Annotated in this window: 9 protein-coding genes; 2 read left to right on the plus strand and 7 right to left on the minus strand. The window is 65.6% G+C overall.

The window, feature by feature from the left end; translation table 11 throughout:
- Positions 1-146: 146 nt before the first annotated feature.
- The 3 genes from J7548_RS01300 to prfB form a co-directional block, all read right to left on the minus strand.
- Complete coding sequence (locus J7548_RS01300; protein WP_290969290.1) at positions 147-794, minus strand: glycine zipper 2TM domain-containing protein; 648 nt, start codon at positions 792-794, stop codon at positions 147-149.
- A 412-nt stretch (positions 795-1206) separates the two neighbouring features.
- Positions 1207-2754: a lysine--tRNA ligase gene (lysS, locus tag J7548_RS01305; RefSeq protein WP_290969292.1), complete on the minus strand. Its 1548-nt coding sequence runs from the start codon at positions 2752-2754 to the stop codon at positions 1207-1209.
- Between the two features lie 74 nt (positions 2755-2828).
- Positions 2829-3933, minus strand: a protein-coding gene (gene prfB, locus J7548_RS01310) for a peptide chain release factor 2 (RefSeq protein WP_290969293.1) whose coding sequence is annotated in 2 segments (ribosomal slippage) — positions 2829-3851 and positions 3853-3933 — 1104 coding nt in all. Because the reading frame shifts where the segments join, the coding sequence is not laid out codon by codon here.
- Positions 3934-4103: 170 nt separating this feature from the next.
- Here prfB and J7548_RS01315 point away from each other — a divergent pair.
- Positions 4104-6056, plus strand: a complete 1953-nt coding sequence (locus J7548_RS01315; RefSeq protein WP_290969295.1) for an alkaline phosphatase PhoX — start codon at positions 4104-4106, stop codon at positions 6054-6056.
- A gap of 173 nt (positions 6057-6229) precedes the next feature.
- Positions 6230-6928, plus strand: a complete 699-nt coding sequence (locus tag J7548_RS01320; protein ID WP_290969297.1) for a hypothetical protein — start codon at positions 6230-6232, stop codon at positions 6926-6928.
- Here J7548_RS01320 and J7548_RS01325 read toward each other — a convergent pair.
- The 4 genes from J7548_RS01325 to J7548_RS01340 form a co-directional block, all read right to left on the minus strand.
- Positions 6870-8555 (minus strand): diguanylate cyclase, encoded by a 1686-nt coding sequence (locus J7548_RS01325; RefSeq protein ID WP_290969299.1) that lies wholly within the window; start codon positions 8553-8555, stop codon positions 6870-6872. The genes J7548_RS01320 and J7548_RS01325 overlap by 59 nt on opposite strands.
- Positions 8556-8761: 206 nt before the next feature.
- Positions 8762-10456, minus strand: a complete 1695-nt coding sequence (gene recJ, locus J7548_RS01330; RefSeq protein ID WP_290969301.1) for a single-stranded-DNA-specific exonuclease RecJ — start codon at positions 10454-10456, stop codon at positions 8762-8764.
- Positions 10453-11490, minus strand: coding sequence for a hypothetical protein (locus tag J7548_RS01335; RefSeq protein ID WP_290969303.1), 1038 nt, complete (start codon positions 11488-11490; stop codon positions 10453-10455). Before J7548_RS01335 ends, recJ begins: the two co-directional genes overlap by 4 nt.
- 52 nt (positions 11491-11542) lie before the next feature.
- The gene (locus J7548_RS01340) at positions 11543-13666 is read right to left on the minus strand and encodes an ATP-dependent helicase (RefSeq protein WP_290969304.1); all 2124 of its coding nucleotides are present in this window, start codon (positions 13664-13666) and stop codon (positions 11543-11545) included.
- Positions 13667-13711 lie beyond the last annotated feature (45 nt).

Consider the following 13711-nt stretch of genomic DNA (forward strand, 5'->3'; position numbering starts at 1 on the left):
TAATGCAACAATGCCATGTTTGATTGTTTGATGGAAATAATGGTTTTTATGGGATGGCAGCCTGTGCCGGGAAATTCCGGCGCCAATGAAAAAAGCCCTCCGATTTGCATCGAAGGGCTTTCTCGACCGGGGATTGCCGAGGTCGCTTAGCCGCGGCCTTCCAGGTGGCCGTTGACTACGCGAACCTGGTCGCCGACGCGCCAGTTGTCGGCGGTTTGCGGGAAGCTGCGGGTCTTGCCGTTTTCCATCCGCACGTCGACTTCATAGGAGGTGGTGGTGCGGGCGCGCTTTTCCACTTCATTGCCGGCATAGCCGCCGCCTACTGCGCCGGCGACGGTTGCCAGCGTGCGGCCGGTGCCGCCGCCGATCTGGTTGCCCAGCAGGCCGCCGACGATGGCGCCGCCGGCAATGCCCACGCCGCTGGTGCTGGGGGTGTGCTGGATGGCGCGCACGGCGACCACTTCACCGCAGCTATTGCAAATGGCGGGAGCCGGTGCTGCCTGGCCGGGGGCAGCTGCTCTGACGGCTTGTCGGGCCGGGGCTGCTTGTTGCGCCTGTCGTGCTTGTTGTTGGGCGCTGGCTTGTGCTTGCTGCTGCTGTTGTTGCTCGGCTTGTTGAGCTTGCTGTGCCAGCGCTGCCTGTTGCTGCGGCGAGTTGGTGCTGTTCGAATTGGGGATCAGGCCGGTCATGGCGGCGACGCCGATCAGGCTGACCAGGATGACGGCAACCGCAGCACCGGCGACCAGCGGGTGCAGACGATTCGAGGATGCTTGTTTGATAACAGGGGTGTCCATGATGGCCTCTCCATTTATTGTGTTGATGTGATTCGAATTATGGCGAGATGCGGGGACGAAAAAAATCCCGTTAGTGTGTCAGTTGTAAAAACTTGTAATGGATGGCAGTCCCATCAGGCGCGGCATCGCATGCCATGGGGGATTGGTGCGGATTGGCCGGGGTTCGTTGCCGCTACGGCAATGTTGCGCGGGAGGGACGATCGCAGGGAAAGCCGCACCCCGGAGCCGGGGTGCGGTGGGCAGGCGCTTAGAACCTGTTCACGATCTCGTCCGGGGCCGTTCAAATGCCCTTTCAGGCGATCTGCGGCGTTGCAAAGCCTCGCCGGGCCAACCGGCCCGGCTGCGTTTTGCGCCTTGCATCTCATCCTGAAATGACATTTGACCGACTCCCGGCGAGATCGTGAACAGGTTCTTAGTCTTCGCGGCGCAGGTGCGGGAACAGGATCACGTCGCGGATGTTGGGCGAGTCGGTGATCAGCATCATCAGGCGGTCGATGCCGATGCCGCAGCCGCCGGCCGGCGGCATGCCGTATTCCAGCGCGCGGATGTAGTCGGCGTCGTAGTACATCGCCTCTTCGTCGCCGGCGTCCTTGGCGGCCACCTGCGCCTGGAAGCGCGCGGCCTGGTCTTCGGCGTCGTTGAGCTCGGAGAAGCCGTTGGCGATCTCGCGGCCGGTGATGAACAGCTCGAAGCGTTCGGTGATGCCCGGCACGGTGTCGGAAGCGCGCGCCAGCGGCGAGACTTCGACCGGGTAGTCGATGATGTAGGTCGGGTTCCACAACTGCGATTCGGCGGTCTCTTCGAACAGCGCCAGTTGCAGCGAGCCGATGCCGGCGCCGGCCAGCGGAGCCTGGTCGGTCTTGACGCCGAACTTCTTCAGTTCGGTGCGCAGGAAGTCGATGTCGGCCAGTTGCGCTTCGGTGTACTGCGGCGCGTACTTCAGGATCGCGCCGGTGATGGTCAGGCGGTCGAACGGCTTGGACAGGTCCAGCTCGCGGCCCTGGTAGGTCAGCACGGCGGTGCCGTGGGCGTCGATCGCGGCCTGGCGGATCACCTGTTCGGTGAAGCCCATCAGCCACTGGTAATCCACGTAGGCGGCGTAGAACTCCATCATCGTGAATTCCGGATTGTGGCGCGGCGAGACGCCTTCATTGCGGAAGTTGCGGTTGACTTCGAACACGCGCTCGAAACCGCCCACCACCAGGCGCTTCAGGTACAGCTCGGGCGCGATGCGCATGAACATCTGCATGTCCAGCGCGTTGTGGTGGGTGATGAAGGGTTTGGCCGCGGCGCCGCCCGGGATCGGGTGCAGCATCGGGGTTTCCACTTCCATGAAACCATTGGTTTCCATGAAGCGGCGGATCGACGACATGGCGGCGGTGCGCGCCTTGAAGGTGCGGCGGGTTTCCTCGCTCATGATCAGGTCGACATAGCGCTGGCGGTACTTCATTTCCTGGTCTGCCAGGCCGTGGAACTTGTCCGGCAGCGGGCGCAGCGACTTGGTGATCAGCTTGAGCCTGGTCACCTTGACCGACAGCTCGCCGGTCTTGGTCTTGAACAGCGTGCCTTCGGCGCCCAGGATGTCGCCCAGGTCGTAGTGCTTGAAGGCGGCCATGGCTTCGTCGCCGGTCACGTCCTTGGTCACGTAGAGCTGGATGCGGCCGTCGGCGCGCGCGCCCGAGGCATCCTGCAGGGTGGCGAAGGCGGCCTTGCCCATGACCCGCTTCAACATCATGCGGCCGGCCACCGAGACGGTTACCGGGTTGGCTTCCAGCGCTTCGTTTTCCAGGCCGTCGTATTTGGCGTGCAGGTCGGAGGCCTTGTCGGCCGGGCGGAAATCGTTGGGGAAGGCGACGCCTTGTTCGCGGATCGCGGCCAGCTTGGCGCGGCGTTCGGCGATGATGCTGTTCTCGTCGGCTGCAGGTGCTGCTTGTGCAGCGTTGTTGTTTTGCGTGGTCATGGTTGGAAATCGTGAATGTTGAACGGTCGGCCGGAGGTGGCGATGCCGCGGAGCGAACCCCGCGGCATGCGACGTCAGACGCCCTGTTTCAGCGAAGCGGCGATGAAGTCGTCGAGGTCGCCGTCGAGCACCGCCTTGGTGTTGCCGGTTTCATGGTTGGTGCGCAAGTCCTTGATGCGGGACTGGTCCAGCACGTAGGAGCGGATCTGGTGGCCCCAGCCGACATCGGTCTTGGAGTCTTCCAGTTTCTGCTGCTCGCTCATGCGCTTGCGCAGTTCCAGTTCGAACAGCTTGGCGCGCAGCATGTCCCAGGCTTCGGCGCGGTTGCGGTGCTGGCTGCGGTCGTTCTGGCACTGCACGACAATGCCGGACGGCGCGTGCGTCAGGCGCACCGCGGAGTCGGTCTTGTTGATGTGCTGGCCGCCGGCGCCGGAAGCGCGGTAGGTGTCCACGCGCACGTCGGCCGGGTTGATCTCGATCTCGAAGGATTCGTCGACTTCCGGGTAGACGAACAGGCTGGAGAACGAGGTATGGCGGCCGTTGCTGGAGTCGAATGGCGACTTGCGCACCAGGCGGTGCACGCCGGTCTCGGTGCGCAGGAAACCGTAGGCGTATTCGCCCTCGACCTTGATGGTGGCGGTCTTGATGCCGGCCACTTCGCCGTCGGACTGTTCCATGATCTCGGCCTTGAAGCCCTTGCGTTCGCAATAACGCAGGTACTGGCGCAGCAGCATGGACGCCCAGTCCTGCGCCTCGGTGCCGCCGGCGCCGGCCTGGATGTCGATGAAGCAGTTGTTGGCGTCCATCGGGCCGCTGAACATGCGGCGGAACTCCATTTCCTCGACCAGCTTCTTCAGGCCTTCGGCATCGCTTTCGATGGCGACGATGGTGTCCTCGTCCTTTTCCTCGCGCGCCATCTCGAAGAGATCACGGGCGTCGTTCAGGTCGGCGTCGATCTTGATGAGGGTGTGGACGATCGCTTCCAGCGATTTCTTTTCCTTGCCGAGGTCCTGGGCCCGTTTCTGGTCGTTCCAGACGTTCGGGTCTTCCAGTTCGGCGTTGACTTGTTCGAGTTTCTCCGACTTCACATCGAAGTCAAAGATACCTCCGTAGCTCGGTGGCGCGGGTGGCCAGGTCGTCGAGCAAGGATTGGAGGGAATTGAGGCGTTCTGCTTCCATGACGGTTTCTTTTGCGATCAAACCGCACATTATACAAGAGGAGGGCGGCAATTCGCCCGTTGCCGGGTCACAAGGCTGTCATTTTCGGCCGCTACCATCGCTGCGCCTGCATGGCTGACAAGATACTGACAGTGCATCGGGCCCCCTCAAGTTAATCCGGAGAAACATCGATGAGACAGCCCGACCAGTACGCCATCCAATCCGACACCCAAGACGCCGGCCCGCAGGCCGGCCGCCGCAGCCTGCTCAAGGCGCTGTCCGCCGCGCCGCTGCTGCCGTTGGCCGGCGGCGTCGCCGCCGCGCTGTCGGCCTGCGCCACGCCGGGCGCGGGCAAGCCCTTCGTCTCGGCCCGCTTCACCGGCATGCCCGCGCCCACGCTGGCCGATCCGGCCGCGATGGCCGGCACCACCGTGGGCTCGGCGCTGGAAGTGGCGTTCGCCGACGGCAGCAAGCAGAGCTACAAGCTGGCCTACCAGCCTTTCTTCATGACCGGCGACATGGTGCCGGACGGCCGTGGCGGCACGGTGCTGGCCGGCGGCTATGTCGACATCAACAACCAGCCCATCATCGACCGCTCGGTGCCGGGCAAGGAGCGCCAGTTCTTCTCCGACTGTCCGGACGGCTCCTCGCTGCTGGTCATCGAGGGCGCCAGGGTGGCCGGCGTGAAGGGCAACACCGTCTTCGCCGTGGTGCAGTTCGAATACACCACGCGCGACCAGAAGCAGGCCGCCATGTACGGCCAGTTGCCGTCGCCGATCGCGGTGCTGACGCTGGACCAGGATCCATCCTCGGGCAAGCTGTCGCTGGTCAAGTACCACAACGTCGATACCTCGCAGGTCAACGGCCTGTGGATCACCTGCGGCGCCAGCCTGTCGCCGTGGAATACCCACCTGTCCTCCGAAGAGTACGAGCCGGATGCCTCGGCGATCGCCTCCAACCCGCAATTCAAGGCTTTCAGCAAGAACCTGTACGGCGATGAAACGCGCGCCAATCCCTACCACTACGGCCACTTGCCGGAAGTCACCGTCCATGCCGACGGCACCGGCTCGATCCGGAAGCACTATTGCCTGGGCCGCATCTCGCACGAGCTGGTGCAGGTCATGCCCGACCGGCGCACCGTGCTGATGGGCGACGACGCCACCAACGGCGGCCTGTTCATGTTCATCGCCGACCGCGCCGCCGACCTGTCGGCCGGTACCTTGTACGTGGCGCGCTGGGAGCAGGTCTCGGGTGTGGGTCCGGGCGCCGGCAAGCTGTCGTGGATCAGGCTGGGCAGCGCTTCCAGCGACGAAATCAAGGCCATGGCCGAGCGCTACAAGGCCGCCGGCATCATGGACATCCGCACCAGCGATCCGTCGGACGCCTCGTTCACCAAGATCCCGTTCGGCGGCAAGCCCAACTGGGTGCGCCTCAAGCCGGGTATGGAAAAGGCGGCGGCCTTCCTCGAAACCCACCGCTACGCCGCGCTGGCCGGCGGCAGCCTGGGCTTCACCAAGATGGAAGGCACCACCGTCAACGCGCGCGACAAGGTCGCCTATTCGGCCATGTCCTATGTGCAGACCTCGATGCTGGACGGCTCCGGCCACATCAAGGTGCAAGGCCCCAAGGCCGGCGCCGTGTACGCGCTGAACCTGCGCGGCGGCCAGCGCGACGCCACCGGCGCGGCGATCGGCAGCGAATGGGTGCCGGTCGACATGGCGGCGCCGGCCGAGCTGGTCGGCGCGGACCTGAAGACGCCGGACGCGCTGGGCAACCTGGCGGCGCAGGACCGCATCGCCAACCCGGACAACATCAAGTTCTCCGAAAAGCTGCGCACGCTGTTCATCGGCGAAGACAGCGGCATGCACGTCAACAACTTCCTGTGGGCCTACAACGTCGACACCAAGGCCCTGACGCGAGTGCTGTCCTGCCCGGCCGGGGCCGAGTCGACCGGTTTGCACGCGGTCGACGAGATCAACGGCTGGACCTATGTGATGAGCAATTTCCAGCATGCCGGCGATTGGGAGAAGGGCTTGCACGACAAGGTCAAGGACACGCTCGATCCGTTGGTACGCGCCAATTACAAGGATCGTTTCGGCGCTACGGTGGGCTACCTGACCGGACTGCCTTACTCCAAGGCTTGATGCGTTTGAACGCATGACTGGCGGCAGGCCTGCGGGCCTGCCGTTTTTTGTTGTGTCCGGCCGATGTCTCCAATCGGCATACTTGCTGTGAACGCAATCTGCTAGGATCGGTCTCATCAGCTTGCTTCCTACGCCTGCCGATGACAACAACCAAAACGAGACCGCTGCTCCTTATGCTGTTATGCGCCGCCGCGCTGGCCGGTTGCGCCAGTTCACCGGCGCCGCACGGCGAGGTCAAGGGAGCCTCGGCCAGTTCGCGCGAGATGGGGCAGTCCGACACCAACCGCGTCGCCACGCTGGCCATGCGCGCCAATCTCGACGGGCTCTACCTGCTGATGGACAAGCTCTACCGGCGCAACCCGGCGGAATGGAAAAAGACCGCCGCCAGCCGCGAAGAGGCGCTCGCCAAGGTGCGCGATGCGGTGGAGAAGCGCCAGTCCTGGCCGGAATTGCAGGGCAAGCGCGATATCGCCGCCATGGCGCTGGCGCTGAGCCCGGACTTCAAGGGCGACCGCGTGGCTGCCTTCGTCTATGCCACCGCCGACATGATCATCGTCGCGCACGGCAACAAGATCGAATTCTTCCTGATCGACAGCCTCGACGCCCAGCACCTGTACAACGCCGCCCGCAATGTCGAGATCGGCGCCTGGATCCTGGCCAGCCGCCGCAATCCGGCCGGCGGCCCCTTGCTGCTGTCCGACGAGATCAGCGCCGACATGCGCAACCTCAGCTTCGAGCGGGAATTCGGCAAGATCGTCGGCCGCCTCGACCTGCTCGCCACGTTCATCACTGAAAAATACCGCCGCGCCGGGATCAGCTATGTGCAGAACCTGCTGGGCGGTTCGTTCCTTCAGTTTCTGCCGGTGCGTTGATGACGACATGGCTGCAACCGATGCCGGCCGGCGCGATCACATAGCAGCCGCGGCCGCTGGCCTTGGCGCAATACATGGCCTGGTCGGCGGCTTGCAGCAGGCTGTCGGCATCGCAGCGGCCGTCGCAGATGGCAATCCCGATCGACACGCCCAGCCGGTATTCCCCTTGCGCCAGCAGCAGCGGCTCGGACACCGCCTTGATGCATTTCTCGGCCAGGGCGCGCGCGCCGTTTTGCAGCGGCGCCTCCAGGTCGGTCGCCAGCAGTACGAATTCGTCCCCGCCGACGCGCGCCAGGGTATCGCTGTGGCGCGCCACCTGGCGCAGGCGCCGGGTGATTTCCTGCAACACGAGGTCGCCGGCCTTGTGCCCGAGGCTATCGTTGATCGGCTTGAACCCGTCCAGGTCGAGGAACAGCAGCGCGATGCCGCTTTGTTCGCAGCAGACGTCGCCTATTGCTTGCCGCATGCGCTCGGCCAGCATCATGCGGTTGGGCAGGCCGGTCAGGACATCGTGGTGGGCCTGGTGCTGCAGCTCGGACTGGTGCAGTTTGAGACGCGCCAGCAAACCGTTGAAGGCCATGGTGAGATGGCCGACCTCATCGCGCGACGTCACCGGCAGCGGCGACAGGGGGATTTCCCCGCGTGTCATCTTGTCGGCCAGCTCGGCCGCCCGGCGCAGCGGGCGGAAGAACATGAAATAAGTCAGCATGATGAGCAGGACAATCACGCCAGCCTGGACCGTCCCGCCGCGCGCGACCAGGTGGCGCATGCGGTCTGCGCCCGGTATCGAGGATGCCAGCGGCAGGCAGGCAACGACAAACCAGTCGGTGCCGGGCACCGAGGCGAAACCCCTGACTTGTTCGATGCCCTTGGCGTTGTGGCCGACGCCGTTGCCGCGGAAACCTGTCAGTGCGCGGTCCAGCATCGGATCGGCGCCTGCGGCCGGCAGCGGGGTGACCGCCATGGACGGATCGTTGGAGGTGATGATCAGCCGCCGCGCCGGCGACACCAGCAGGAAAACGCCTTTCGGTTCCAGGTGCTTTTGCTGCAGCTGCTCCAGGAATCCGGTCGGAGTGAGCGTGTTGGTGCCGCCCAGCACGCCAGTGACTTTGCCGGCCGCATCCCTGATCGGGACCAGCATCCCAAGCAGCGGCGCGCCCGCTTCCCAGGCCGAAAGCGGGGCGTCGGTCACGGCGCTTCCTGCCAGGGCACGCTGGTAATCGGAATCGGCGGCCAGCGACGGGGTGCGTTGGTTCAGCAGGTCAGGATAGCCGGCGACGACCGTACCGGAGGTGTCGGCCACGAACAGGCGTTGCAGCAGCAATGGTTGTATCGCATGGCGTTCGCCCAGCCATTCGCGCAGGGCTGCCGGATCGCGCGCCAGGCCGGGCGGCATTTGCGCGGCCAGCCGTTCCAGGAAAAGGCGTCGTTCGCCGATGCGGTAGCCGATGCTCTCGGCAAGATAGCCGGCCACGACGCCTTGCCGTTCGGCCGCCACCGCGCTTTGCTCAGTCTCAAGGAAGTTGACCAGGAAGTAATAGCGCGCGACGGCGGAGCAGGCGATAAGCACGATCCCGAACAGAACGAGACGCGTGAGAAGGCTGTTGGTGAGGCGTTCTGTCTTCATCGGCGAAGTGGGGGGCGTGTTTCCCAAGAGGCCGGTTTCGCGATGAAAGCGGCTTGTGCCGGGCCGGGACGTCGTGTGCTGCCGGACGTATGCGAAGCGTCATCGTACCACCCGGCTGCGCTTTAGAACCCGTTTCATTGCGAAACGGGTTCTTAGATGGAGTCCTGTTTCCACTTTGCCACAAAATCGGTGGCGTCAGGGCTTTTTCAGGCCGGTTCGGCGTGTTCCACCATCAGTTGCACGGTGGTCTTGCCGTTGTATTCGTTGGCGTCCAGGCGGAAGGCGACCGTGGCGTAGTCGGGCAGGGCGTCGGCGTGGCCGAACCAGATGGCGTCGTACTTCTGGCCGTTCTTTTCCAGCAGCAGCTTCAGGTGCTTTTCCTTCAGGATGCGTTGGTTCAGCACGCGGAAGGTGTCGCAGAACACCGGCGGCGCGAAGCCCTGGCCCCACACCTGCTGGTCCATCACCCCGATGAACTGCACCGAATAATAGGCGTCCTCCAGCACGCCGTCGGTCTCGATCACGCGTTCCAACTGGTTTTGCGTCAGCCAGTCGCGGCCGACCGCTTCGAACGCCTGGGCAAAGGCGTCGAAGGCTTCGGCATGGATGGTCAGCCCGGCCGCCATCGCATGGCCGCCGAACTTGGTGATCACCGAAGGCGCGTGCTTGGACACCAGGTCCAGCGCGTCGCGCAGGTGGAAGCCGGGGATCGAGCGGCCCGAGCCCTTGAGGAAACCGTCGTCGCCCGGTGCGAAGGTGATGGTGGGGCGGTAGAAGCGATCCTTCAGGCGCGAGGCCACGATGCCGATCACCCCCTGGTGCCAGGAGGCGTCGAACACGGCGATGGTGCGGCGGTCGGCCGGGTTGAAGTCGTCCAGCAGGTTCAGCGCGGTGTCTTGCATGCCGGCCTCGATGTCGCGCCGTTCGCGGTTGATGCTGTCGAGTTCCTGGGCGATGGCCCAGGCGCGGCCTTCGTCGTCGGTGGTCAGGCATTCGATGCCCAGCGCCATGTCGGCCAGGCGGCCGGCCGCGTTCAGGCGCGGCCCGACCGCGAATCCCAGGTCGAACGGGGTGGCGCGGCGCGCCTCGCGGCCAGCGGCGCGGAACAGCGCGGCGATGCCGGGATGCATCTTGCCGCTGCGCATGCGCTTCAGGCCTTGCGCCACCAGGATGCGGTTGTTGGCGTCCAGCTTGACCACGTCGGCCACCGTGCCCAGCGCCACCAGGTCCAGCAGCGTGTCCAGCCGCGGCTGCGTCTGGGCATCGAAGATGCCGCGTTTGCGCATCTCGGCGCGCAGCGCCAGCAGCACATAGAACATCACGCCCACGCCGGCCAGGTTCTTGCTGGGGAAGCCGCATTGCGGCTGGTTCGGGTTGACGATCACGCGCGCCTCCGGCAGCGTGTCGCCCGGCAGGTGGTGGTCGGTCACCACCACGTCGATGCCGCGCCGCTTGGCCTCGGCCACGCCGTCGATGCTGGCGATGCCGTTGTCGACGGTGACGATCACATCCGGCGCCTTCTCGCGCACGGTCAGCTCGACGATCTCGGGCGTGAGGCCGTAGCCGTATTCGAAACGGTTGGGCACGATGTAGTCGACCTGCGCGCCCAGCAGGCGCAAGCCGCGCAGGCCCACGGCGCAGGCGGTGGCGCCGTCGCAGTCGTAGTCGGCCACGATCACCAGCTTCTTGCGCGCGGCGATGGCGTCGGCCAGGTAGCTGGCGGCGGCGTCGATATGCAACAGGCCGGACGGCGCGATCAGGGCGTTGAGCTCGCTCGCCAGCTCGCTCGCGCTGGCCAGGCCGCGCGCCGCGTACACGCGCGCCAGCACCGGATGGACGCCCTCGGCGATCAGTTGCTCGGCTTGCTGGATGGAATAGGGGCGGGTGGCGATGCGGATCATGCGGACAGCTTGGATAAGGAGGGTTTGAGCCAGAACTTGCGCAGCGCGCCGCGCGTGGTGGAAATCTGCACCAGCTTGTCGGCGCCGGTCAGGATCAGGTTGACGGCATCGAAGGCGCCGTCGCGCAGCGAGGCCAGCAGCGGCGCCAGCCATTCGCGGTCGATGCTTTCCATGCGCTGCAGCCACAGGCCCCATTCCTGGGCCAGGGCGACTTCGACCAACTGGTCCAGCAGCAGCAAGCGGTGGCCGTTGCCGGCGGCGATGTCGGCGGCGCCGGGCAAGCTTGCCGGCGCGCTGCCGAAAGCCTGGGTCCAGCCGTTCAGGCCATAGCCGGCGGCGTAGGCCGATGCAGGGGCGGCCGAGGTATCGGCGCCGCCCCAGATCCACATCGAATTGACCGTTTTCAGGCCGCGCATCTCGCGCTCTTCATTCAGGCTTTCCGAGAACCATTGCATCTGCACTTCGTTCTGCAGCTTGCGCCAGGCCAGCTCGCCCGGCCCCTCCGGCATCCAGATGTCGACATTGCGGCCGCTGGCGGCGGACGGGGTCGAGGTGCGCAGGCCGGCCCAGGCGTCGGCGCGGATGAACCAGGTGCCGGCGTCGCCATAGACGACTTCATGGCCGATCTCGGTGAACAGCGGAGCGGCGGATGCGAACAGTTTTTGCGATTGCGCCTCGTCCAATTGCAACTGGCTGATATCGGTCAGCACCAGGTGGTCGCGCGCAACGTGGATATGGGCCGGATGCAGTACGAACCAGTGGCCGGCGGCCGGGGTATGGCCGAGGCTGCGCATCAGCGCGGCGGCGGCGGCCGGGCTGCTGTCCTGGGCCGGCTGCGGCAAGCCGAAGCGCCGGGCCAGCCAGTGCTCATGCGGCAAGGCGCGCGAGAATGGATCGTGCGATTGCGTCGGCGCGGCGGGTTTGCCGCGCGCCAGCAGCATCGCCAGCGCCGGGGCCTGGCATTGGCGCAGCAGGTCGCGCGCCATTTCGGCCGGGGGCAGGGCGAAGGGGATGAGGATGTCGAGTTGGTTCATGGGGCGATATTTTAGCGGTTGCCAGGTTATTACTCCCGGCTTGCATCGAGGCTCAGCTTTTCTTCCAGGCGTTCTTGGCCCGCTGCCGCACCAGCATCTTCACGCTTTCGGGCATGGGCGTGCGGGCGCCGTTGGTTTCCGCCGAGAACCACAGACTGTCTTCGAAATGCGGCAGCATGCGCGGCGTGATGAAGCGGCTGCGGATGGCGTTGACGTGGCGGTCGCCTTGCTGCGTTTGCTGGACGACGTAGAAGCGCTGCGGCACGATCAGGTGCAAATACTCCTTGGCGCGCGTCATGGCAACGTACAGCAGGCGGCGCTCTTCGGCGATCTCGGCTTCGCTGCCGGTGGTCAGGTCGGACGGGATGCAGCCGTCCACCACGTTGAGCACATGCACCGAGCGCCATTCCTGGCCCTTGGCGGAGTGGATAGTGGACAGCGTCAGGTAGTCCTCGTCGCGGTAGGGCGGCTCCGCATAGTCGCTGCTGGCTTCGGGCGGATCCAGCGTCAGCTCGGTCAGGAATTTCTCGCGCGAGGCATAGCCGCGGGCCAGCGCGGCCAGTTGTTCGATGTCGGCGCGGCGGGCGGAGGCATCGTCGTATCGGCGTTCCAGTTGCGGCAGGTACCAGTCGCGCGCGGCTTCGATGTCGGCCGGCCACGGCGCCCCGGCGCTTCGCATCAGCGCATAGGCGTCGGCGAAGGCTTGCCATTCCAGCGCGGCATTGGCGGGCGGCGCGAACTCGCGCAGGGCTGCTGCCGGGTCGTTGGCGGCGGCCATCCGGTCCAGTACCTTCCTGGCGGTGGCCGGGCCGATGCCGGGGATCAGTTGCAGGGCGCGGAAACCCGCCATGCGGCCGCTGGGATTGTGGGCCAGGCGCAGCAGCGAGAGGATGTCCTTGATGTGGGTGCTTTCGAGGAACTTCAGGCCGCCGAACTTCAGGAAGGGGATGTTGCGCCGGGACAGTTCCAGTTCCAGCGCGGCGCTGTGGGTGACGGTGCGGAACAGTACCGCCTGCGATTTCAGCGTCAGGCCTTGTTCGCGGTGCGCCAGCACGCGGTTGGCGACCCAGCGCGCCTGCTCCACCTCGTCCGGGATCACGACCAGTTGCGGTTTCTGCGAGGACGGCTTCCCGCTCCACAGGTGCTTGTGGTGGCGTTCGGGGGCGTCGGTGATGACGGCGTTGGAGGCGGCCAGTATCGGTTCGGTCGAACGGTAGTTGCGTTCCAGCGTGACGATATGCGCCGGGCGCGAGAACAGCGCCGGGAAGTCTAGGATGTTGCGCACCGTGGCGCCGCGGAAGGAATAGATCGATTGGGCGTCGTCGCCCACCGCCGTGACGCCGGCGCCGTCGGGCTTCAGACGCTGCAGGATTTCGGCCTGCAGGCGGTTGGTGTCCTGGTATTCATCCACCAGCACGTGGTCGAAGCGTTCGCTCACGTGGCGCGCCAGTTCGGCGTCGGACAGCATGTCGGCCCAGAACAGCAGCAGGTCGTCGTAGTCCAGCACGTGCTGCTGTTCCTTGGCCTCGGCATAGCGTCCAAACAGCTCGGCCAGTTGCGCTTCCCATTCGCGGCACCAGGGGAATTGCGTTGGCAGCACCGTGCCGAGGTCTTCGCGGGTGTTGAGCGCGCGGGAATAGATGGCCAGGCAGGTGGCCTTGAGCGGGAAGCGTTTGTCGGTCGCGGTCAGTCCCATCTCGTGGCGCAGCAGTCCCATCAGGTCTTCCGAGTCGCCGCGGTCCTGGATGGTGAAGTCGGGCTCCAGGCCGATCGGGGCCGCATAGTCGCGCAGCAGGCGCGCGCCGATCGCATGGAAGGTGCCCGACCATGCCAGCCCCGGCGGCGACGCCGATGGCGGCAGTTGCAGCACTTGGCCGATCACCTGGCTGACGCGCTTGCCCAGGTCGGCGGCGGCGCGCCGCGAAAACGTCAGCAGCAGGATGCGTTGCGGGTCCGCGCCGTCGAGGATCAGTTTCGCCACCCGGTGCGCCAGCGTATTGGTCTTGCCGGTGCCGGCGCCGGCCACGATCAGCAAGGGGAGGTGCTGGGCGGGCGGCAGCTTGCCGCCATGCTCCACTGCGGCGCGCTGTTCGTCGTTGAGTCTGGCGAAGGGATCCCCGGCGGCGGGCGCGATCCCGGATGTCGGGACATCGAAATCGGCGGGATCTGGCGGCATGGGCGTATCGGGGCGAAGTGTTGCGGAAAGCCTTGCACTGTATAT

Origin of the sequence: Herbaspirillum sp. (genome assembly GCF_017744395.1) — a bacterium.
Classification (GTDB): domain Bacteria; phylum Pseudomonadota; class Gammaproteobacteria; order Burkholderiales; family Burkholderiaceae_D; genus Herbaspirillum.

What these genes read in the sequence shown, in the direction of transcription:
- lysS (WP_290969292.1), bottom strand. Translation starts at nt 2,754, where the DNA reads ATGACCACGCAAAACAACAACGCTGCACAAGCAGCACCTGCAGCCGAC.
- J7548_RS01315 (WP_290969295.1), top strand. Translation starts at nt 4,104, where the DNA reads ATGAGACAGCCCGACCAGTACGCCATCCAATCCGACACCCAAGACGCC.
- J7548_RS01320 (WP_290969297.1), top strand. Translation starts at nt 6,230, where the DNA reads ATGCTGTTATGCGCCGCCGCGCTGGCCGGTTGCGCCAGTTCACCGGCG.
- J7548_RS01300 (WP_290969290.1), bottom strand. Translation starts at nt 794, where the DNA reads ATGGACACCCCTGTTATCAAACAAGCATCCTCGAATCGTCTGCACCCG.
- recJ (WP_290969301.1), bottom strand. Translation starts at nt 10,456, where the DNA reads ATGATCCGCATCGCCACCCGCCCCTATTCCATCCAGCAAGCCGAGCAA.
- J7548_RS01340 (WP_290969304.1), bottom strand. Translation starts at nt 13,666, where the DNA reads ATGCCGCCAGATCCCGCCGATTTCGATGTCCCGACATCCGGGATCGCG.
- J7548_RS01325 (WP_290969299.1), bottom strand. Translation starts at nt 8,555, where the DNA reads ATGAAGACAGAACGCCTCACCAACAGCCTTCTCACGCGTCTCGTTCTG.
- J7548_RS01335 (WP_290969303.1), bottom strand. Translation starts at nt 11,490, where the DNA reads ATGAACCAACTCGACATCCTCATCCCCTTCGCCCTGCCCCCGGCCGAA.